Raw genomic sequence first — 23,769 nt, forward strand, 5'->3', positions numbered from 1 at the left:
CCGCCTGGCCGCCTACCTCCGGGAGATGGACGTAGGGCCGGAGGCGCCGGTTGCGCTCTTCCTGGAGCGCTCCGTGGACGCGCTCACCGGGATCTTGGGGATCCTCAAGGCGGGCGGCGTCCTGGTGCCCTTCGATCCCGCCTATCCGGCGGAGCGGATCGCCGACATGGCGCGCCGGGCGGGGATCGGCGTCTTCGTGACCGCGGGCGCCCTCCGCGACCGGGGGCTCCTTCCCGCGGGGCGGACGGTGTGCCTGGATGCCGACCGGGAGCGGCTGGCGGCCCGGCCGGCCGGACCGCCAGCGGTGGTGCTCCACCCGGAGAGCGCCGCGTACGTGATCTACACCTCCGGCTCCACCGGCACACCCAAGGGAGTGGTGGTCTCCCACGGTGCGGCGCTGAGCCTCCACGCCGCGCTGGAAGAGTCGGTCTACCGCGGGCGCGGTCCGCTGCGCGTCAGCGTGAACGCGCCGCTCGTCTTCGACGGCTCGGTCAAGCAGTGGCTCCAGTTGCTGGGCGGGCACACCCTGCACGTCGTCACCGAGGAGGAGAGACTCGATCCCGGGCGGCTGCTGGCGCGGGTCCGCGGCGAGCGGGTGCAGGTGCTCGATTGCACGCCCACGCAGCTCCGGGGGCTCTTCGCCGCCGGGCTCGGCGCGGCGGAGGAGCCCCTGGAGGTGGTGCTCTGCGGCGGGGAGGCGCTGGACCCCGACCTGTGGGGGAGGCTGGCGGCGCTTCCGGGCGTCGACGCGTTCAACGTGTACGGCCCCACCGAATTCACGGTGGACGCCACCGCCGCGCGCGTGCGCGACCACTCCGACCCCACCCTGGGCCGGCCGCTCTCCGGGGCGCGTGTCCACCTCCTGGACGACCGGCTCCGCCCGGTGCCGCCGGGGGTCGCGGGGGAGCTGTACCTGGCCGGGGCACGCCTGGCGCGCGGGTACCTGGGGGGGCCGGCGCTCACCGCGGAGAGGTTCCTCCCCGATCCGTACCCGGGCGAGCCGGGCGCGAGGATGTACCGCACCGGCGACCTGGCGCGCTGGCGCGAGGACGGCACGCTGGAGTTCCTGGGCCGCACCGACGACCAGGTGAAGGTCCGCGGCGTGCGCGTCGAGCTGGGGGAGATCGAGAGCCTGCTCCGCGAGCACCCGCGCGTGGGCGCGGCGGCCGCCGCGGTGTACGGCTCCGGCGGCGAAGCGCAGATCGCGGCCTTCTTCGTCCCCCGCGGCGCGGGGGACGGCGACACGCTCGCCGGGGAGCTGCTCGGCCGGCTCCGGGAGCGCCTCCCCGGGTTCATGGTTCCCGCCTGGGTGCTGCCGCTCGCCTCCCTCCCGCTCACTTCGAGCGGAAAGGCCGACCGCCGCTCGCTCCCCGACCCGCGCACCCTGGGACCGGGGCGGCGCGCCTCGTACGTGGCCCCGGGGAGCGAGCTGGAGCGCTCCATCGCCCGCGTCTGGCAGGAGGTGCTGGGAGTCGAGCGCGTGGGGGTGCACGACAACTTCTTCGACATCGGCGGCAACTCGCTGCTGATCGTGCAGGCGTACGACCGGCTCCGCGACGGCGTGGGGGGCGACCTCACCCTCGTGGAGCTGTTCCGCTACCCAACCGTCACCCTGCTGGCCGAGCGGTTGAGCACCGGGACCACCGTCGGCACGCCCGCGCTCTCGGAGGCCGAGGACCGCGCCCGACGGCAGCGCGAGGCGCTGGCGCGGCAGAGCCGCCCTGGCAGACCCGGCCGCAGCTGACCCCGAACCGGAGTATTACCTGTTATGGAGAGCATCGCCATCATCGGGATGTCGGGACGATTCCCCGGGGCCGAGAGCGTCGAGGAATTCTGGGGGAACCTGCGGGAGGGGGTGGAGTCCATCACCTTCTTCTCGAAGGAGGAGCTGGGCCGCTCGGCCGTCCACGGCGCGGAGCGGGCCGACCCGGCGTACGTGCAGGCGCGCGGGGTGCTGAAGGGGATCGAGGACTTCGACGCCGCCTTCTTCGACTTCACCCCGCGCGAGGCGCAGCTCACCGATCCACAGCACCGGGTCTTCCTGGAGTGCGCGTGGGAGGCGCTGGAGAGCGCCGGCTACGACCCGCGCGCCTGCCCGGGCGCCGTGGGAGTGTTCGGGGGGGCGGGAGTGAACAGCTACCTCCTCTTCCACCTCGCCGCCGCGGGGGAGCTGGACGGGACGATTCCCGCCTTCCAGGCTTTCATCCACAACAAGCACGACCACCTCACCACGCGGGTGGCCTACAAGCTGGACCTGCGGGGGCCATGCATGACCGTGCAGACGGCCTGCTCCACCTCGCTGGTGGCCACCTCGCTGGCGTGCCAGGCGCTGGCCACCTACCAGTGCGACATGGCGCTGGCCGGCGGGGTCAACATCTTCGTCCCGCAGCAGAGCGGCTATCTGCACCACGAGGGCGGGATCGGCTCGCCCGACGGACACTGCCGCCCCTTCGACGCGCGGGCCGCGGGCACCCTCGGCAGCAACGGCGCGGGGGTGGTGGCGCTCAAGCGCTTGGAGGACGCGCTGGCCGACGGCGACACCATCCACGCGGTGATCCGCGGATGGGCGGTGAACAACGACGGCTCCCGGAAGGTGGGCTACACCGCGCCCGGGGTGGAGAGCCAGGCGGAGGTGATCGCCACCGCCCAGGCGTTCGCCGACGTCCCGCCCGAGACGATCGGGTACGTGGAGGCGCACGGCACCGCCACGACGCTGGGAGACCCCATCGAGGTGGAGGCACTCACCCTCGCCTTCCGCCGTGGTACCGAGCGGACCGGCTACTGCGCGCTGGGGTCCGTGAAGAGCAACCTAGGGCACCTGGACGCGGCGGCGGGGGTGGCGGGGCTCATCAAGACGGTGCTCGCGCTCAAGCACCGGGAGATCCCGCCCTCGCTGCACTTCTCCGAGCCCAACCCGCGGATCGACTTCGGCTCCACCCCGTTCTACGTGGCGTCCAGCCGGACGCCCTGGGAGGCCGATGGGACGCCGCGCCGGGCGGGTGTCTCCTCGTTCGGGTTGGGGGGGAGCAACGCGCACCTGGTGCTGGAGGAGGCGCCCCCGGCCGACACTCCGGCCCCCGCCTGCGCGCAGCAGCTCCTGGTGCTCTCGGCCAGGTCCGGCCCCGCGCTGGAGGAGGCCACGACGCGGCTGCTGGAGCACCTGAAGAGCTGCCCCGGGGAATCGTTCGCGGACGTGGCGTACACCCTCCAGGCGGGGCGCGCCGCCTTCGATCACCGCCGGATGCTGGTCGCGCGCGACCGGGAGGAGGCCGTGGCGCTGCTGGAGGCGCTCTCCCCCACGCGCGTGGTGACCCGCAACCAGCCCGCCGCACGCCGCCCGGTCACCTTCCTCTTTCCCGGACAGGGGGCGCAGTACCCGGGGATGGGATCCGGCCTGTACGAGAGCGAGCCCGTCTACCGCGCGGAGGTGGACCGCTGCCTACGCATCCTGGAGCCGCACCTGGGCTTCGACCTGCGCGCGCTCCTCCTGGCCGATCCCGACGACGCGGCGGCGGCGGAGGCGCTCGGGCGCACCGAGGCCACGCAGCCGGCGCTCTTCGTGGTGGAGTACGCGCTGGCCCGGCTCTGGATGAGCTGGGGAATCCAGCCCGCGGCCATGCTGGGGCACAGCGTGGGCGAGTACGTGGCCGCCACCCTGGCCGGGGTGATCTCGCTGGAGGATGCACTGGCTCTGGCGGCCGAGCGCGGCCGGCTCATCCAGGCGCTCCCCGGCGGCGCGATGCTGGGGGTGCCGATCTCCGAGCGGAAGGTGCGCGCGCTGCTGGATGGCGAACTCGACCTTGCCGCCGTGAACGGGGATGAGCTGTGCGTGGTCTCGGGTCCCCGCGAGGCGGTCGAGGCCTTCCGGGAGCGGCTGGCCGCGGAGGGAGTAACCGGCCGGCCGCTGCACACCTCGCACGCCTTCCACTCCGCGATGATGGAGCCGATGCTGGAGGCGTTCCGGGCGTGCGTGCGGGAGATCCGCCTGAGCGAGCCGCGGCTTCCCTACCTCTCCAACGTCACCGGGAGCTGGATCACGGCCGCCGAGGCCATGGACCCCGAATACTGGGTGCGCCACGTCCGGCAGACGGTCCGCTTCCACGACGCCGTCGGGGCGGTGATCGGCGACCCGGACGCCGCGTTCCTGGAGGTGGGGCCCGGGCGGACGCTCCGCTCCGTGGTGCGCTGGCACCCGGGGAAGCGCCCGGGGCAGGTGATGCACGCCTCCCTCCCGCACGCCCGCGACCGGGAGGACGACCGTGCCTTCCTGCTCCACACCGTGGGGCAGCTCTGGCTGGCGGGCGCAGAGGTGGGCTGGAAGGCGCTGCACGCCGGGGAGCGGCGCAAGCGGGTGCCGCTCCCCACGTACCCCTTCCAGCGCAAGCGCTACTGGGTCGAGGCCCCCGCGGGGGGGCGCCCCGGCGCGGGCATCCCCTCCCTGGCGAAGAAGCCGGACGTGGGGCAGTGGTTCTGGGTACCCACCTGGAGGGAGGCCCCGCGTGCACCTGCGGCCCCTCCCCCGGTGCAGGAGGGGGGATGGCTCCTCTTCGCGGGAGACGGAGGATTGGGCTCCCGGCTGGCCGAGCGGCTGCGCGCCGCCGGATGTGACGCGGTGGTCGTCCGCGCCGGGCAGGGCTTCCGCGAGCTGGCCTCGGACCACTTCGAGATCGATGCCCGCCGCGCCGAGGACTACGTTGCGCTCCTGGCGCGGCTGAACGGCGCCGGGCGGTTCCCGCGGCGGATCGTGCACCTCTGGAGCGCCGGGTGCGGCCCCGCCGACGCGCTGGACCGCGGCCTCCACTCCCTGGTGCTCCTGGCGCAGGCGCTCGGCAGCCGCGACGCGGCGCCCGTGGACCTCACCGTGGTGACGGCGGGGATGCAGGAGGTGGTGGGCGGCGACCTGTCGGTCCCGGAGCAGGCCACGGTGCTGGGAGCGGTGCGGGTGATCCCGCGCGAGTACCCGTACCTCTCGTGCCGTAGCGTGGACGTGACGCTCCCCGCTCCGGGGAGCCGTGACGAGGAGAGGCTGACGGGGCAGCTCCTGGCCGAGGCGGCCTCCGACGCGCCCGCGACGGTGGCCTTCCGTGCCGGGCGCCGCTGGGTGCAGGACTACGAGCCGCTGCGGCTCCTGCCCGCGGAGGAGCGGCCGCCGGCCGTCCGGGAGGGGGGCGTCTACCTGGTTACCGGCGGCCTCGGCGGGATCGGGCTGGAGGTGTCGGGCTGGCTGGCGCGCCACGCCCGCGCCCGGCTGGTGCTCACCGGGCGTTCCGTCTTTCCTGCCCGCGAGGAATGGAACGGCTGGCTGGCCGCGCACGAGGCCACGGACCCCACCAGCCGGCGCATCCGCGCGATCCGTGAGATGGAGGCGCTCGGCGCCGAGGTGATGGTGGCCCGGGCCGACGCGGCCGACGAGACCGCCATGCGCGCGGTGGTGGAGGAGGCCGCCGGGCGCTTCGGAGCGCTCCACGGGGTGGTGCACGCCGCGGGCGTACCCTCGGGGGCGATGATCGCCGCGCGCACCCCGGAAGCCATGGCTGCCGTGCTCGCCCCCAAGGTGCGCGGGGCCCGGGTGCTGGAACGTGTACTCGCCGGGCGGGAGCTGGACTTCATGGTCCTCTGCTCATCGCGGACGGCGGTCACGGGCCGCTTCGGGCAGGTGGACTACACGGCGGCGAACGCCTTCCTCGATGCCTTCGCCCATGCGCACCGCGCCGCGACAGGCACCTGGACGGTGTCGGTGGCCTGGGGCGCGTGGGAGGAGGTGGGGATGGCCGCGGGGCAGCGGGACCAGGGGGCCGCCGCGGGCGCGCCGGTGCGCGCGTGCGACCACCCGATGCTGGAGCGCTGCATCTTGGAGGAGCCGGGCCGCGCCGTCTTCGCCACCGACTTCTCGGTGGCCAGGCACTGGCCGCTGGACGAGCACCGGATCATCGGCCGCGCCGTGATGCCCGGGGTGGCCTACTTCGAGATGCTTCGCGCCGCGGTGGCGGAGCGCGCGGGAGGCCGCGTGGTGGTGATCCGCGAGGCGTTCTTCGTCGAGCCCATGCACCTGGACGAGGACGAGGTCCGCGAGGGCCGGCTGGAGCTGGTGGAAGACGGCACGGACGAGTTCTCGTTCACCCTCTGGAGCTGGGATGGGAACAACCCCGCCGGCCGGATGCGCCGCCACGCCATGGGGCGGGTGGGCGTCGAGGACCCCCGTCCGCCCGCGCGCTCCGACCTCCAGGCAATGCTTTCCCGCTGCCCCCGGGCGGTCACCATCGCCCAGGAAGACCGCGAGGACGACTTCGGCCCGCGCTGGCAGAGCGTGCACCGCATCCACCTGGGCACCGACGAGGTGGTGATCGAGATGGAGCTGCCGGAGGCCTTCCGCGGCGACTGGGACCGCTGGTTCTTCCACCCGGCCATCCTGGACCGCGCCGCCGGGATCACCAAGGCGCGCCTCACGCCCGAGTACTACTACCTCCCCATGGTGTACCGCGGGATCGCGCTGGCGCGCCCCCTCTCGGGGAGGCTCTTCGCGCACGGGCGGTTCCACCCGGAGGAGAGCGGTGACCGCGAGACGATCGTCTTCGACTTCAACCTGATGGACGAGCGCGGCGAGACCGTGCTCCGCGTGGAGAGCTTCACCCAGAAGCGCATCAACGATCCGGGCGCCGAGATCCGCGGCCTGGCCGAGGCGGAGACCCCGCAGGGCGCCGCCGTAGCCGGGGACGGCATCCGCCCGCAGGAGGGAGTGGACGCCTTCGCCCGCATCCTGGCCGCGCGCGTGGAGCCGCGGGTGGTGGTCTCCCCGAACGACCTGCGGGCGGCCATCGCGGAGAGTGACGCGCAGGCCGCCGAGCGCGTGCTGGGGGGTCTCGCGGGGGGCGCCTCCGCCTCCGCGCCCCGGGGGGTGCGCCCGGAGCTGTCGAGCGACTACGCGGCTCCCCGGAACGAGATCGAGCGCCGCATCGCCGAGGTCTGGAGCGAGGTGCTGGGCGTGGAGCAGGTCGGCGTCTACGACAACTTCTTCGAGCTCGGGGGGGACTCGGTGCAGGCCATCCAGATCATGGCCCGGGGCAAGCGGTCCGGGCTGCACCTCACCCCGCAGCAGTTCTTCCAGTACGAGACCATCGCGGAGATGGCCGAGCTGATCACCGGCGTGCTGGCGGACGAGGCGGAGCGGGACGCTGCACCGGGCGAGGTCCCGCTGACCCCGGTGCAGCACTGGCTGATGGAGGCCGGTGCCGCCCGCCCCGGCATCGCGGAGGCCGTGCTGCTGGAGGTCCGGAGCTCCGTGGACCCCCACCTGCTGGCGAGCGCCGCGCGGCACGTCCTGGCGCACCACGATGCCCTTCGCCTGCACGTCGCGCGGGAGGGGGGCGCATGGCGGCAGATGGTGGGCACGACGGACCGCGAAGCGCCCTTCGAGAGGGTGCTCTGCGGGGCGGACGAAGCCGGACCGGGGGCGCCGCGGCGGGTCGCGGAGCGCGTGGCGGGCGCCCTCGATCCGGCACAGGGATCACTCTTCCGGGTGGTGCTGCTCGACGGCGGGGCCGACGAGCCGCAGCGCGTGCTGGTGGTGGCCCACCCGCTGGCGGTGGACGCCGCCTCCTGGGCGGTGCTGCTGGACGACCTGGGAACCGCCTACGTGCAGCTCTCCCGGGGCGAGGAGGTGCGGCTCCCGGCGGTGCCCACCTCCTTCCGCGCGTGGAGCGAGCGGGTGGCGGCGGAGTCGGGCGGGGTAGAGACCGCGGAGGGAGCGGCCTTCCTCCCGCTTCCCCGCGATGCCGGGGCCGATGCGGCGCCGGAGGCCCCGGCCTGCGTACACGTCGCCCGTATCGCCCCCGACCTGGCGCGGCGTGCCCTGGAGGAGGTGGCGCACGAGCGCCGCGCGGAGGCGGAAGAGGTGCTGCTCGCCGCCCTGGCGGAGGCGCTGGCCGGCTGGACCGGCGCGCGCACGGTGGGCGTCGAGCTGGTCCGCGACGCCCGCGCCGGCCAGACGGAGGGTGAGGACCTCTCCCGCAGCGTGGGGCGGCTGGAGTACGCCTTCCCGGTGGCACTCGACCTTTCCGCCGCGGGAGACCCGGTGGCGGTTCTCAAGGCGGTCAAGCAGCGGGTGCGGGGCCTTCCGGACTCGCGGCGGCGGGCGCCGGAGGTCTCCTTCCGATACCGGGACCTCTCGGCCGGGCCGACCGGGGCCGCGGCTCCGTGGCACGTGCCGGGTGGGGGGCGCTTCCGTGTGCACGCCGCCCCGGGCGGGCGGACACACCTGCTGGAAGTCGAGGCCGTTCGCACCCCGGACGGACTCGTCCTGGACTGGAGCTACGACCCCGCCGTGCACGAGCGGTCCACGCTGGAGCGGCTGGCCGCGGGATTCGACGAGGCACTCGCCTCCCTGGTCGAGCGGTCGAGCCTGGCCGGGCCCGAGGGCTTCGCGCCCGAGGACTTCCCTCTGGCGAACCTAGACGTGGAGGCACTGGGGCGCCTGTCACTCCTGATCCAGCAGGCGGACCGGGGAGCCTGAGGGGAGACATCGGACGGATGCAGAACATCGCTGACGTGTACCGGCTGTCGCCGCGACAGCACCATCTGCTGGCCTCCCTCGCGACCGGCGGGGTGCCCGGGCTCTGTGTGGGCCAGACCGCCTGGACGCTACGTGGCCTGTACGGTCCCGACCTGGTGTTCCGGGCCTGGCGTGAGGCGGTGGCGCGCCACCCCGCCCTGCGTACGGCCGTCTTCGCCGAAGGGATGGCCGAACCGGTGCAGGTGGTCCTGGCCGAGGCGGGGCTTCCCTGCGAGGAGTGGGACTGGAGCGCCCTTCCCCCGACCGAACGGGACGCGCGCCTGGCGGAGCTCGCCCACGCCGAGCGGACCCGCGGCTTCGACCCGGGAGGGGCACCACTGATGCGGCTCGCTGCCGTACGGCTGGATCCGGACGTCTACCGCTTCATCTGGACGTATTCCTCCCTCGTGCTGGACGACCGGTCCGCCTCGCTCTGTCTGGCCGAGGTGCTGAATGCGTGCCGCGGTGTGGGCGTGGCGCCGCGCGCGCCGGCTCCCTACCGCAACCTGGTGGCCTGGCTGGAGCGGCAGGATGCCACGCCGATTCGAGCGTGGTGGCGCGCGGCGCTGCAGGGCTTCGCGGGCCCGACCCGGATGGTCGCCGAGAGAGGCACCGTCCCGCCACTCTCCCGGGTGCACCAGCTGCCGCTCGACGCAGCGGCGGCGGAGCGCCTGCGCGGGCTGATCGAGCAGCACCGGCTGGAGTGGGACGCGCTGCTCGCCGCCGCCTGGGGGCTCCTGCTTCACGCGCACACCGGCTGCACCGACGTCACTTTCGGGCTGGCCGTGCCGGGCCGTCCCGCCAAGCTCGCCGGGAGCGAGGCCATGGTGGGGAGCTTCCGTAACGTGGTTCCCTTCCGTCTGCGTGTGGAGGGCGGGGCCACGGTGGCCTCCTGGCTGCGCGGGGTTCAGGGAGTGCGGGCCGCGCTTCGCCCCGGCGAGCTCGCTTCGCCGGAGCAGCTCCGCGAGTGGGCGGGGCTGCCCGCGGGGGCGGACCTCTTCGAGAGCGTGGTCGAGGCGGAAGTCCGGGGTAACGATCCGCTGGCCGACCAGCTGGAGGCGGAGCCGCGGCGCGTGCCTGCTCCCGACGGCCATCCGCTGGAGCTGCGGCTCTCGGCGGGGGAGGAGGTCTCGCTCCGCCTGGTGTTCGACGCCCACCGGCTCGATCCAGCCCGCGCGGCCGTCCTGCTGAAGGAGCTCGGCGCGGTGCTGCAGGCCGTCGCCGAGGCGCCCGGGCGTACGGTGGGGGAGCTGCTCACCACCCTATCCCGGGAGCGGGTCCATGCGCTGCCGGTGCGCGTGGCCCCCTCGCTGGCGGAGGAGATCGCGGCCGTCCTGACCCAGCACCCGGCAGTCGAACGGGCCTCGGTGACCGAGGGCGGGGCGGGGCTGGTGGCGCGCCTGGCGGCGTCTCCCGGCGCGCAGGAGCGCGACGAGGCACGGCGGCGGCTCCGCTTCAGCCTCTTCTACTTCGCCGACGCCGCGGACGACGCGGCGGACGACAGGTACCGGCTGCTGCTGGAGGGTGCCCGCTTCGCCGACCGCTACGGGTTCGAGGCAGTTTGGGTTCCGGAGCGCCACTTCCATGAAAACGGCGGGCTCTACCCCAACCCCTCGCTCCTGGCTGCCGCCCTGGCTCCAATCACCCGCCGTGTGCACCTGCGCGCCGGGAGCGTGGCCCTGCCGCTGCACCATCCTCTGCGGGTGGCGGAGGAGTGGTCGGTGGTGGACAACCTCTCCGGGGGGAGGGCCGGGATCTCCGTGACCTCCGGGTGGATCCCCAACGACTTCGCCCTGGTGCCGCAGAACTTCGCGCAGAAGCGCGAAGTGATGTTCCGCCTGCTATCCGACGTGCACTCACTCTGGCGCGGTGGCACGCTGGCGGTGAAGGACGGGGTGGGGAACGACGTGGATCTGCGCATCTTTCCTCGCCCGCTTCAGCGGGAGCTACCCACGTGGATCACGTGCAGCGGTGACCCGTCGATGTTCCAGCGGGCCGGGGAGCTGGGCCACCATTGCCTGACCGCGCTCCTCACTCAGCCGCTGGAAGAGGCGGCCGAGAAGGTCGGCCTCTATCGCGAAGCCCGCGAACGGGGAGGACACGACGTCTGGACCGGCCAGGTGACGCTGATGCTGCACACCTTCGTGGGCGACGACGCCGACGAGGTGCTCTCGCGGGTGCGCGAGCCGCTCACCCGCTACCTGCGCTCACACATCGGGCTCATGGAAACGCTGGTCAAGAGCCTGGACCTCCAGATCGACATCCACGAGCCGCAATGGCTGGATTCGCTGGCCTCCTTCGCGTTCGAGCGTTACTACCGCACCGGCGCCTTCATCGGGACCCCGGAGAGCTGCCTGGCGATGGTGGACCGCGTGGTGGCGAGCGGCGTGGACGAGGTGGCGTGCCTGATCGACTTCGGAGTGGATTCCACGGCTGTGCTGGCCGCGCTGCCAAACCTGGCCGTGCTCAGGGCGATGTGCGAGGAGGGGGCCGAGATGGGCTCCCTCTCCCTGCGGCGCTACCTGGCGCGCCGCATCCCCAGCCTGGTGGTGCCCGTGTCGTTCGAGCTCATCAACCGAATCTCCGATCCGTCCTCTCCGACCGGGCCTTTCGCGGGCTCGACGGAAGCGGTCCCCGTGTAACAGCTCCGGAGGAGGCTCGCTCGGGACGGGTAGAGGGCGTCAGACGTGCCAATCACCGGCCCGGCAGGATGCCGTCCCTAAAGTTTGTCACGTGGTAAACCTTGGATCTGGATTTGGTGAGCCCGTTCGCGACTTCGAAAGGTGTCCGTCGGGCGAAAACGAGTATGTTCGTGGATCCGAAGATCTGGCATTGATGTCCGAACCGGCCCACAATCGGCTGCGCGGGGCGGGAGGTGTGACGGCTCGTCGGACTTTCCCAGGCGGGGCGCGGGTTTTCGCCTGGGGTGGGTTCGACGCTGGAGTGGGCGATCGGGGGTCCGTGTCCCGTTTCTGTCCCGTTTTCGGAAAACGGGACACGGGGGTGGTCCGGGTGGACCGATCCTGGTGCTCTGGATAGATTCGGGGGTGTTCGGGCCTGTAGCTCAGGTGGTTAGAGCAGGGAACTCATAATTCCACGGTCGCAGGTTCGAGTCCTGCCAGGCCCATGAGAACCGCGCCGTGAGCTGACCAGCTCCCGGCGCGGTTTCTGTCTTCCGTACGAAGCGGAGTGCCCCTCATGCGGGGCTCCGGACCTACGAGAGCGCGTCGAGGGATTCTTCCCCCGGTGCCGCCTCCCTCCTCCGCTCGGCGCACCCCGCGCGAGGTCGCGAGGTGGGGCCGTCGGTCGGCCGACTGACGCTTCTCGCGCCTGGTCGCCCCTTTCGCGGATGGCGTCGACCATATAATTTACGCTACAAGGAGGAACGGCGTAACCTGATGCTGCTCCTACGGGTGAGCTGCGCGTGGGCCGGCAGGAGGGTGGGCCGGCGCTGGCGGCCGGAGGGGCACGTTGAGCCGCCCCGTTCGGCAGCCGCAACCACGTCGAGGTGATGCATGATGGGCCGGAGAGCACCTCCGGCCGTCCTGTGCCCGCATAGGTTCCGTCATTGTTTGCGTGATTGTTCGCCGCCCCTGCAAGGGTGCCGGCCCCGTGGGGCGGACCGGCAGGGTATCCTCTCTGCGGGCGGCCCCAACTCCCGGATTTCCGGAATGACCGGCGTCGAGACCTACGTTGACCTCCTTCGCTGGAGGGCGCAGCAGCACCCGGACCGAACGGCCTTCCGCTTCCTTCGGGATGGGCAGGAAGAGACGGAATCGCTCACCTACGGCCAGCTCGACGAGCAGGCGCGGAGGATCGGCGCCGCGCTCCAGTCGGAGGGCTTACGGGGCGAGCGCGCCCTTCTCCTCTTCCAGCCCGGGCTCTCCTTCGTTGCGGCGTACTTCGGGTGCCTCTACGCGGGCGTGGTGGCGGTGCCGGTCTACCCGCCGCGGCTGAACCGCTCGCTGGAGCGGCTCCAGGCCATCATCGCCGACGCGGGCGCCCGCGTGGTGCTCGCCTCGGAGGACGTCCCCGAGAAGCTGGGCCGCTCCCTGGAGGAGACGCCGGAGCTCCGGTCCCTCCACTGGTGCGTCCCCTCCTCGCTCGATCCCGGGTGCGCATGGACCGATCCGGGCGTCCGCGGAAGCGACCTTGCGTTCCTGCAGTACACCTCCGGCTCCACCTCGCGACCCAAGGGCGTGCAGGTCACCCACGGGAACCTCCTCGCCAACCAGCGGATGATGAGGGACTCCTTCGGGCATTCGGAGGAGCTGGTGGTCGTCGGCTGGCTCCCCGTCTACCACGACATGGGGCTGATCGGGAACGTCCTGCACCCCGTCTACATGGGCGGGAGCTGCGTTCTCATGTCGCCCACGGCCTTCCTCCAGCAGCCCGTGCGCTGGCTGCGCGCCATCTCCCGCTACGGGGCGGAAACCAGTGGAGGGCCGAACTTCGCCTACGAACTCTGCGCCGACCGCGTGACGCCGGAGGAGAAGGCGGATCTCGACCTGAGCGGCTGGAACGTGGCGTTCTGCGGCGCGGAGCCGGTGCGCTCTCGCACGCTCGACCGATTCACCGAGGCCCTCGCCGGGTGCGGCTTCCGGCGCCGCGCGCTGTACCCCTGCTACGGGCTGGCGGAGGCGACGCTGTTCGTCACGGGAGGCCGGCGGGAGGACCCCCCGGTCGTGCGCACCTTCAGCGGGGAGTCGCTGGAGCGCGAGCGCGGAGAGCCGTGTGCGGCCGGGGAGCCCGGGGCCACGATGCTGGTGGGGTGCGGCCGCCCCTGGCACGACTCGCAGGTGGTGGTGGTGGACCCGAAGGAGCGCACCCCGTGCAGGGAGGGGGAGGTCGGCGAGATCTGGGTGAGCGGCCCGCACGTGGCACGCGGCTACTGGAACCTCTCCCCCGAGAGCGAGCCGACCTTCGGGGGGTACCTGGAGGCGAGCGGAGAGGGGCCCTTCCTCCGCACGGGTGACCTGGGCTTCCTGGACGAGGACGGGGAGCTGTTCGTCACCGGACGGCGCAAGGACTTGATCATCCTCCGTGGGCGGAACCTCTACCCGCAGGACCTGGAGGCCACCGCCGGCACCGCCCATCCGGCGCTCCAGCCGGGTGGGAGCGCTGCCTTCTCCGTGGACGTGGACGGGGAGGAGCGCCTGGTGTTGGTGCACGAGGTGCGGCGCACCTCGCTCCGCGACCTGGACGCGGAGGAGGTGGTCCGCGCGGTCCGGGAGGCCATCGCGGCGGCGCACGAGGTCCAGGCCCACGAGGTCGTGCTCATCCGTCCGGCCACCCTCCCCAAGACCTCCAGCGGCAAGGTGCAGAGGCGGGCGTGCCGACAGGCGCTCCTGGACGGACAGCTGGACCGGGTGGAGGGCGGCACGCCTCCCGGGGGCGCCCGGGGGGGCGGGGAGCGGATGGATGCGGACCTCGCCGTGCCCGAGGCCGCGGAGGTGAGGTCCTCTACGGACCCCGCGGTGCTGGAGGCCTACCTGCGCGCGCGCGCCGCATGCGTGCTGCGGCTGCCCGCCGCCGCCGTGTCCGCGGAGCGCTCGCTCCCGTCGCTGGGTCTAGACTCGCTCTCCGCCTCCGACATGGCAGCGAGCGTGGCGGGGGAGCTGGGGCTCACCCTCGATCCCGCCGACCTCCTCCGCGGGGAGCCCCTCTCCGCGCTCGCGCGTCGGCTCCACCCCCGCCTGGGAGAGGGCGAGCGCACCCCGGCCTCCGCGCCCCGCGCGGGGGAGCCGCCGGTGCCGGGGGAGCCCCGGCCGCTCTCGTACGGGCAGCGGGCGCTCTGGTTCCTGCACCGGATGGCCCCGGAGAGCCCCGCCTACAACGTGGCCCTCGCGGTCCGCCTGCGGGGGCGGCTGGACGCGCAGCTCCTGGAGGAGGCGCTCCGGCGGGTGGTGGGACGGCACCCGGTGCTGAGGACGGCCCTGGACGAGGCGGAGCCGGTGCAGCGGGTGGTGGAGGGGGCGATGGCGCCGCTCGTCGTGCACGACGCGGCGGGGTGGGAGGCGGACGCCCTGCGGGCCCGGCTGGAGGACGAGGCGTTCCACCCCTTCGACCTCGCGGAGGCCCCCCTGCTGCGGGCCCGGCTCTATCTCCGGGGGGAGGAGGAGAGCATCCTCCTGCTGGGGGTACACCACGTCGTGGTGGACTTCCGCTCCCTGGAGATCGTCGCCGACGAGCTGTTCTCCGCGTACGAGGCGCTCCGGGAGGGTGCGGACGCGACGCTCCCGGTGCCGGAGCCGGGCTACCACGACTTCGTCGCCTGGCAGGGGGAGCTGCTCGCTGGGCCGGAGGGGGAGCGGCTCCGCGCCCACTGGAGCGCCCGCCTCGACGGCGCGCCGACCGTCCTCTCCCTCCCGACGGACCGGCCGCGGCCCGCCCTGCAGGGGCATCGCGGGGGTGCCGTGGGCTTCGCGCTCCCCTCCGGGCTCGCCGGGCGGGTGCGCCACGCCGCGCGCGCGGAGGGGGTGACGCCGTACGTCTTCCTCCTCTCGGTCTTCCAGCTCCTCCTGCACAGGTACTCGGGCCAGGACGACCTCCTGGTGGGCTCCCCCGCCGCGGGCCGCGTCCACTCTGCCCTCTCCGGGGTGGTGGGGTACCTGGTGAACCCCGTCGTGCTGCGGGCCCGCTTCGACGGAGACCCCACCTTCCGGGATCTCCTGCTGCGCACCCGGGAGGAGGTGCTCTCGGCGCTCTCGGCCCAGGCGTACCCCTTCGAGCGCCTGGTGGAGCAGCTGCAGCCGGTGCGCGATTCGGGACACTCCCCGCTCTTCCAGGTGTTGTTCGTCCTGCAGCAGGCGCACCGGATCCGGCCGGCGGTGGCCTGCGCGCTCGGGCGCGCGGGGGAGGCCGAGCGCCGCGGCTCGCTGGTCATGGAAGCGTTCCCGCTGGAGCCCCGGGCGGCGCAGTTCGACCTCACCCTGGTGATGGGCGAGGTGGAGGGGGCGCTCGCCGGGAGCTTCCAGTACGACGCCGACCTCTTCGACCCGGCCACCGTGGAGCGCATGGCCGGCCACTTCGAGCGGCTGCTGGATGGGGCCGTGTCGGCGCCGGAGGCGCCCGCCTCCCGTCTCCCCCTTCTCCGGCCGGAGGAGGAGCGGCGGGTGCTCGTGGAGTTCACCCGCACCGCGACCCGGTTCGCACAGGGTGACGCCCCGCTGCACCGGCTCTTCGAGGCGCAGGCGGCGCGCACCCCGGAGGCGGTGGCGGTGGCCTTCGAGGGCGAGGTCCTCACCTACGCCGGGCTGAACGCGCGCGCCAACCGGCTCGCCCGCCGCCTGCGGCGCGAGGGGGTCGGGCCCGAGGTGCGGGTGGGGGTGTGCATGGAGCGCTCCCCGGAGATGGTGGTGGCCCTGCTGGCGGTGCTCAAGGCCGGAGGGGCCTACGTCCCGCTCGACCCCGAGTACCCGGAGGAGCGGCTGCGCCACATGCGGGAGGACTCCGGGGTCGCGGCGGTGCTCACCAGCACCGGGTCCGAGCCGAAGGCGGGGGCGGGGGCGGAGGTCTTCTCCGTGGACGCCCGCTGGGCGGAGGTGGCGGGGGAGAGCCCCGAAGACCTCCCCGGGGCGGTCGATCCCGAGAGCCTGGCGTACGTGATCTACACCTCCGGGAGCACGGGACGCCCCAAGGGGGCCATGAACGCGCACCGGGGCGTGGTCAACCGGCTCCTGTGGATGCAGGCGGAGTACGGGCTCACTCCCGACGACGTGGTGCTGCAGAAGACGCCCTTCGGCTTCGACGTCTCGGTCTGGGAGTTCTTCTGGCCGCTGCTGGCGGGCGCGCGCCTGGTGCTGGCCCGACCCGGGGGGCACCGGGACCCCGTCTACCTCGGCGGGGTGATCGAGCGCGAGCGTGTCACCACCCTCCACTTCGTCCCCCCCATGCTGCAGGCGTTCCTGGCGGCCGGGGAGGCGGGGCGGTGCGGCTCGCTGCGCCGGGTGGTCTGCAGCGGGGAGGCGCTCCCCCCCGATCTCCAGCAGCGCGTCTTCGAGGAGCTTCCCGGCGTGGAGCTGCACAACCTGTACGGCCCCACCGAGGCGGCGGTGGACGTGACGTACTGGCGATGCGGGCCAGGCGGCGGGCGGAGCACGGTGCCCATCGGCCGGCCGGTGGCGAACACCCGCACCTTCGTGCTGGATGCCGACCTCGGCCCCGTGCCGGCCGGGGTGCCGGGGGAGCTGTACATCGGCGGGGTGCAGGTGGGGCGCGGCTACCTGGGCCGGGCGGCGCTCACCGCCGAGCGCTTCGTCCCGGATCCGTTCTCGGAGGCGCCCGGGGCGCGCATGTACCGCACGGGCGACCGGGCGCGGTGGAGCGCGGAGGGGGTGCTGGAGTTCCTGGGGCGCGACGACCACCAGGTGAAGATCCGCGGCTTCCGCATCGAGCTGGGCGAGATCGAGGCGGCGCTCGCGGGGCACCCCGAGGTGCGCGAGTGCGTGGCCGTGGCGGCGGAGGTGGCCCCGGGAGAGCGCAGGCTGGTGGCGTACCTGGTGGGGAGGGACGGCCCGCCTCCGGTGCCGGAGCTGCGCGAGCGGTTGCAGGCGTCGCTCCCCGAGTACATGGTCCCGGCCGCCTTCGTGACGCTGGACGCCCTCCCGCTCACCCCCAACGGAAAGGTGGACCGCCGCGCCCTCCCGCCGCCGGAGTTCGGCCGCGACGCGCTGCGCGAGCGCTACGTGGCGCCGCGGACGGCCACCGAGGAGGTCCTGGCCGGGATCTGGAGCGAGGTGCTGGGGGTGGAGCGCGTGGGGGTGTACGACAACTTCTTCGCGCTGGGCGGCTACTCCATCCTGGCGGTGCAGGTCGCCTCGCGCGTGCAGCGGGAGTTCGGGGTGGCGCTCCCGCTCCCCACCCTCTTCCAGGCGCCCGACATCGACGCGCTCGCGTGCTGCATCGCCAGGAAGCAGCTGGAGCTGCGCGCCCAGGACGACGTCGAGGCGCTGCTGGCCGAGCTGGAGGCGATGACCGAGGAGGAGGTCCGGGCCGCGGAGCCGCGGGGCGGCGACGACGTGCGCCCCGGCGCGTCCGGCTGAGATGGAGATCCGCGAATGACCCCGGGAAACGGCCGCCTGGCGGACGACACGTACCCGCTCGCCCCGATGCAGCAGGGGATGCTCTTCCACAGCGAGTACGGAGAGCAGCCGGGGCTGTACGTCCAGCAGTTCGTGTGCACCCTGCGGGAGCCGCTGCGGGTGTCCTCCTTCCGGCGCGCCTGGGAGGAGCTGGTCGAGCGCCACGCCGTCCTGCGGACCTCCTTCCACCTGGACGGTGCGGAGGAGCCGTACCAGCGCGTCCACCCGCGCGTGGAGCTTCCCTGGCAGGAGCACGACTGGCGCGAGCTGGCGCCGGAGGTGCGGGAGGAGCGCTTCCTCACCCTGCTGCGGACGGACCGCCTCGCCCCCTTCGACCCCGCCGCCCCGCCGCTCATGCGGCTCTCCCTCCTCCGCTGCGGTGAGGAGGAGCACCGGCTCCTCTGGACCTCCCACCACGTGGTGATGGACGGGCACGCGCGCCGCCTCCTCCTGGTGGAGCTGTTCGAGCGCTACGAGGCGCTGCTGGAGGGGCGCGCGGCGGACCCGCCGAACCCCCGGCCGTACCGGGAGCACGTGGAGTGGCTGCGGCGTCTCGATCCGTCGGAGGCGCGGGACTTCTGGAGAGAGCTCCTCTCCGGCTTCACCGCTCCCGGGGAGATCGCGGTCCGGCGTACCTGCAGCGCGCCCGCGGGGGAGGGAGGGGGAAGCCACGACTTCGTCGTGCCGGAGGCGCTGACCGCCGCGCTGGAGGAGCTGGCGCGGGGCGAGGGCGTGTCGCTGAACAACGTGGTGCAGGGCGCGTGGGCGCTCCTGCTGGCCCGCTACGGCGGCGACTCCGACGTGGTGTTCGGGAACGCGCGGGCGTGCCGGCGCTCCGGGGTGGAGGGGGCCGAGAGGATGATCGGCCTCTTCAGCAACACCGTCCCCCTGCGGGTCCGCGTGCGCGACGGGGAGACGGTGGGGGGCCACCTGCGGGCGGTGCGGGAGCAGTGGACGGCCATGCGCCCCTACGAGCACACGCCGCTGGCGAGCATCCAGGGGTGGAGCGAGGTCCCGAAGGGGGTACGGCTCTTCGAGAGCATCCTGGGCTTCGAGCGCGCCAGCGTCAACGAGGCGCTCCGGGCGGTGGGCCCGGCGTGGCGGCGCCGCAGCTTCGAGCTCCAGCAGCGGACCAGCTACCCCCTCACCGTGATCGTGTACGGCGGCCGGGAGCTCTCCGTGCGGATCCTGTACGACGCGGGGCGCTTCGAGGCGGGGGCGGTGGCGGGCATGGGAGACCACCTCACCCGGATCCTCCGGGCCTTCGCGGAGGACCCCTCCCGCCCCCTCGGGGAGATCGGCCTGGCCGGCCCGGAGGAGCGCCTGCGCCTGCTCGACACGCTCAACCGCACCGCCACGGAGTTCCCCGGGCACCTCCCGGTGCACCGGCTCTTCGAGGCGCAGGCGGCGCGCACCCCCCACGCGGCCGCCGTCGTGTTCCCCGACGCGACGCTCACCTACGCGGAGCTGGACGCGGCCGCGAACCGCCTGGCCCGGCGGCTCCGCTCGCTGGGCGTGGGGCCCGAGTCGCGCGTCGGGGTGTGCATGGAGCGCTCGGCGGCGCTGGTGGCCTCGCTCCTCGCCATTCTCAAGGCGGGAGGCGCGTACGTCCCCCTCGACACCGCCTATCCCCGGGAGCGGCTCGACTTCATGGTGCGGGACGCGGGCGTCTCCCTGGTCCTCGCTTCAGGGGACACGCGCGGACGGGTACCCGCTGGCCCGTCCGTCCTCCCCGTGGCGCTGGAGGAGCTCCCGGCCGCGATGGAGCCGACCGCCCCGGAGCCGTTCTGCGCCGCCGAGAGCCTGGTGTACGTGATGTACACCTCCGGCTCCACCGGCACCCCCAAGGGGATCGGGATCTCCCACCGGGCGGTGGTCCGCCTGGTCCGGGAGACGGACTACGTCCGGCTGGGCGGGGACGACCGTGTGGCCCAGGCGTCCAGCACCTCCTTCGACGCCGCCACCTTCGAGATCTGGGGCGCCCTGCTGAACGGGGCCCGGCTGGTGGGGATCTCCGGGGAGGTGCTGCTCTCGCCGCGGGACCTCGCCCGGCACCTCCCGGAGAGCGGCGTGACGGCGCTCTTCATGACCACCGCCCTCTTCCACCAGATCGCGCGGGAGACGCCGGAGGTGTTCCGCACGCTCCGGTACCTCCTCGTGGGAGGGGAGACCGCGGACCCGGCCGCCTTCCGGGCCGTGCTCGGCGCCGGGGGGCCGGGCGCCCTGCTGCACGTGTACGGACCCACGGAGAGCACCACCTTCGCGTCGTGGCACCCCGTGGATCGGGTGGAGGAGAGGGCGGCCGGAGTGCCGATCGGGAGGCCGCTCGCCAACACGCGGCTGTACGTGCTCGACTCCCGCCTGGAGCCCGTGCCGGTGGGGGTCCCGGGCGAGCTGTACATCGGCGGGGAGGGGCTGGCGCGCGGGTATCCGGGCCGGGGGGACCTCACCGCCGAGCGCTTCGTCCCCTGTCCCTTCGCGCCCGAACCGGGCGCGCGGATGTACCGCACGGGCGACCGGGTGCGCTGGCTGGAGGAGGGAGCCGTGGAGTTCCTGGGGCGCCTGGACGGCCAGGTGAAGATCCGGGGCTTCCGCATCGAGCCCGCCGAGGTGGAGGCCGCCCTCCTGGAGCATCCGCGGGTGAGGCAGGCCGTGGTGCTGGTGCTCGGCGCCGGGTCGGAGGAACGGCGCCTGGCGGGGTTCGTGGTGGGGGAGGAGGGCGAGCCGGCGCTGGACTCGGCGCTCGACGCCCACCTGCGGGAGCGTCTCCCCGCCTTCATGGTCCCCTCCTCGCTCACGGTGCTGGAGGAGCTCCCCCTTACGCCGAACGGGAAGGTGGACCGCCGGGCGCTCGCGGCGCGGGAGAAGCGGGCGCCCCGGGCGCCGGGGAGCGGCGGGCCGCTCGGAGCCACGGAGGCACGTCTGGCGGAGATCTGGCAGGAGGTGCTCGGGGTGGAGGCGGTCGGCCCGGAGGACGACTTCTTCGCCATGGGCGGGCACTCCATCCACCTGGTGCGGGTGGTCACGCGCGTGCAGGCGGCCTTCGGGCTGCAGCTCTCGCTGCAGTCGCTCTTCTCCAGCTCGACGCTGGCGGGGGTGGCGCGGGAGGTGGAGCGTGCGTCGGGCGGGCCCCGGCAGGCGGCGCTCCCCCCGGTGCGCCCGTGCGGTGACGACGGCCACGCCCCGCTCTCCTTCGCGCAGCAGCGGCTCTGGTTCCTGCACCGCCTGGATCCCGGGTCGGCGGCGTACAACGTGGGCACCGCGCTCCGGATCGACGGCCCTCTCGACGCCGGCGCCCTCCAGGCCGCGCTGGACGCCGTGGTGGAGCGGCACCAGGTCCTGCGCACCACCTTCGAGGAGGTCTCCGGCGAGCCGCGTCAGCGGACGCACCCCGCGCGGGGCGTCTCCCTCCCGCTCCTGGACCTCTCCGGCGCCGGGGGACGCGAGCGAGAGGCGGAGCGGCTGGCGGAGGAGATCGCCCGTCGGCCCTTCCGGCTGGAGGAGGGACCGCTCCTGCGCGGTGCCCTCCTCCGCCTGGGGGCCGGAGAGCACCTCCTGGTGCTGGTGGTGCACCACGTCGTGTACGACGGGTGGTCCGCGGGAGTGCTCGCGCGGGAGCTCCGCCACCTCTACGGGGCTTTCTCCCGCGGCGAGCCTCCCTCGCTCCCGCCCCTCCCCGTGCAGTACGCGGACTTCGCCCGCTGGCAGCACCGGCACCTCCGGCCCGAGACGCTGGGCGAGGCGCTCGCCTACTGGACGGAGCACCTGGCGGGCGCCGAGCCGCTGCCGCTCCCCACGGACGGAGGCGCCGCCCCCGGGGGCGGCGGCCGGCGGTTGCGCTTCTCGCTCCCGGCGGAGCTCGGCGCGGCCGTCCGCGAGCGGGCCCGTGCGTCGGGAGTCACCCCCTTCATGGTCCTCCTGGCGGCCTTCTCCCTCCTCCTGCGGCGCCTCACGGGGCACGACGCCCCGGTGGTCGCCACCCCGGTGGCCGGCCGCGAGCGGGAGGAGCTGGAGGGGCTCATCGGCTTCTTCGTGAACACCCTGGCGCTGCGCACCACGGTGGAGGGGGAGGAAGGCTTCGCGGAGCTGCTGGAGCGAGTGCGAGGGATCACGCTGGCCGGGTTCGAGCGCCGCCACGTCCCCTTCGAGCAAGTGGTGGCCGCCCTCCGCGCCGGGCGCGACGAGGAAGGCTCCCTCGCCCAGGTGATGTTCGCCCTGCACACCGAGGCCGGGGAGCCCTTCGAGCTCCCCGGCCTCGGTGTGCGGCGCGGGAGCGTGGAGCGCGGGGCGGCGAAGTTCGCCCTCCTGCTCTCCATGGAGGAGTCTCCGGAGGGGTTTTCGGGGGCGTGGGAGTACGACGCGGCGCTCTTCGAGCCGGCCACGGTCCGGCGGATGGCGGCGCACTTCGAGCGGCTCCTGGAGGGGGCGCTGGCCTCCCCGCGCACGCCGGTGGACGACCTCCCGCTCCTCGCCCCGGAGGAGGAGCGCCGGATCGTCCACGGCTTCAACCGGACGGAGGCGGAGGTGCCCGCGGGGGAGGCGCTGCACCGGCTCTTCGAGGCCCAGGCGGCGCGCACGCCCGGCGCCGTGGCCGTGGCGTTCCGGGAGGAGGCGCTCACCTTCGCCGAGCTGGACCGCCGGTCGAACCAGCTCGCGCGCGTCCTGCGCGCCCGGGGCGTGGGGCCGGAGAGCCGCGTGGGGGTGTGCATGGAGCGGGGGACGGAGATGATCCTCGCGCTCCTCGCGGTCTGGAAGGCCGGGGGGGCGTACGTTCCTCTGGACCCGGCGCACCCCCCCGAGCGCATCTCCTACGTGCTGGAGGAGTGCGCCGCGCCCGTGGTCCTCACCCGGGGGCGCGCCGCGGGGGCGCTCACGGCCTCCCGCGCGGAGGCGCTCTCCCTGGACGGCGGCCGGGCGGAGCTGGCCGCAGAGAGCGCGGAACGCCTGGAGGGCGGCGCGGGTCCGGAGAGCCTGGCGTACGTGATCTACACTTCCGGCTCCACGGGCCGCCCCAAAGGGGTCATGGTGGAGCACCGCTCGGTGGTCAACCTGGCCGCCGCGCTCCGGCGCGCGGTCTACGATCGACGGGGCGTGGAGCGGCCTCCGCGGGTCGGCATGAACGGGGCGTTCACGTTCGACACCACCGTCAAGCAGATCGTGCAGCTCCTCTCCGGGAGCACGCTGGAGATCCTCCCCGAGGAGGTGCGCTACGACGGCCCCGCCTTCGCGCGGTACCTGCGGGAGCACGAGGTGGAGGTGCTCGACTGCACCCCCGCGCAGCTCCGGCTGCTGCTGGCCGACGGGCTGCTGGACGGTCCGGAAGCGGCGCCCACCGACGTGCTGGTGGCCGGAGAGGCGATCGACGAAGCCACGTGGCGGCGCCTGGCGGGGGACGCGGGCCGGAGGTTCTACAACCTCTACGGCCCCACCGAGTGCACCGTGGACGCCTCGCTGTGCGAGGTGGGGGTGGCGGGCGCGGTGCCGGTGATCGGGCGCCCGCTCGCCAACGTCCGCCTCTACGTCCTGGACGGGAGGATGCAGCCCGTCCCCGTCGGCGTGCCGGGCGAGCTGCACGTGGGCGGAGCGGGGGTGGCGCGCGGCTATCTGGGGCGCCCGGAGCTGACTGCGGAGAGGTTCGTTCCCGACCCCTTCGGGCCCGGCGGAGGGCGCCTGTACCGCACCGGCGACCGCGTGCGGTGGAGGGAGGACGGGACGGTCGAGTTCCTGGGACGCACGGACCACCAGGTGAAGGTGCGCGGCTTCCGCATCGAGCCGGGGGAGATCGAGGCCGCCCTCCGGGCGCTGCCCGGCGTGCGGGAGACGGTGGTGTTGGCGCGGGAGGACGAACCGGGGGAGAAGCGGCTCGTGGCCTACGTGGTGCCGGAGGCGGGCGCCGCGCCCGCTGCGGCCGACCTCGTCGCCCGCCTGGGCGAGCGGCTCCCCCGCTACATGGTCCCCTCGGCCATCGTGCTCCTCGATGCGCTCCCGCTGACCGGCCACGGGAAGGTGGACCGCCGCGCCCTCCCCGCGCCTGCCCGCGGGGCGCCGTCGGGCGGGGTCCCGGCCGCGCCGCGGACCGCTGCGGAAGAGATCCTGGCGAAGGTCTGGGCGGAGGTGCTGGGGGTGGAGCGGGTGGGC

The 23,769-nt window shown here is 74.0% G+C and carries 5 protein-coding genes and 1 tRNA gene; all 6 read left to right on the forward strand.

Translation table 11 applies throughout. The features are described 5' to 3' along the window. Positions 1–1,744 (forward strand): non-ribosomal peptide synthetase (locus VGR37_20705; GenBank protein ID HEV2149832.1); only part of this gene is annotated, 1,744 nt, incomplete at its 5' end. Positions 1,745–1,768: 24 nt separating this feature from the next. Next, positions 1,769–8,509, forward strand: coding sequence for an SDR family NAD(P)-dependent oxidoreductase (locus VGR37_20710; protein ID HEV2149833.1), 6,741 nt, complete (start codon positions 1,769–1,771; stop codon positions 8,507–8,509). 17 nt (positions 8,510–8,526) lie between these two features. After that, positions 8,527–11,190 (forward strand): MupA/Atu3671 family FMN-dependent luciferase-like monooxygenase, encoded by a 2,664-nt coding sequence (locus tag VGR37_20715; protein ID HEV2149834.1) that lies wholly within the window; start codon positions 8,527–8,529, stop codon positions 11,188–11,190. Between the two features lie 411 nt (positions 11,191–11,601). Further along, positions 11,602–11,675: transfer RNA gene (locus VGR37_20720), tRNA-Ile, on the forward strand. A gap of 544 nt (positions 11,676–12,219) precedes the next feature. Next, positions 12,220–17,592, forward strand: coding sequence for an amino acid adenylation domain-containing protein (locus VGR37_20725; protein HEV2149835.1), 5,373 nt, complete (start codon positions 12,220–12,222; stop codon positions 17,590–17,592). 15 nt (positions 17,593–17,607) lie between these two features. Beyond that, positions 17,608–23,769: amino acid adenylation domain-containing protein (locus tag VGR37_20730; GenBank protein HEV2149836.1), on the forward strand; the 6,162-nt coding region annotated here is incomplete at its 3' end.

It is taken from the genome of Longimicrobiaceae bacterium (assembly GCA_035936415.1).
In the GTDB taxonomy this organism is placed as follows: domain Bacteria; phylum Gemmatimonadota; class Gemmatimonadetes; order Longimicrobiales; family Longimicrobiaceae; genus JAFAYN01.

Coding starts and splice junctions, on each gene's coding strand:
- VGR37_20710 (HEV2149833.1), top strand. CDS start 1,769: ATGGAGAGCATCGCCATCATCGGGATGTCGGGACGATTCCCCGGGGCC.
- VGR37_20725 (HEV2149835.1), top strand. CDS start 12,220: ATGACCGGCGTCGAGACCTACGTTGACCTCCTTCGCTGGAGGGCGCAG.
- VGR37_20715 (HEV2149834.1), top strand. CDS start 8,527: ATGCAGAACATCGCTGACGTGTACCGGCTGTCGCCGCGACAGCACCAT.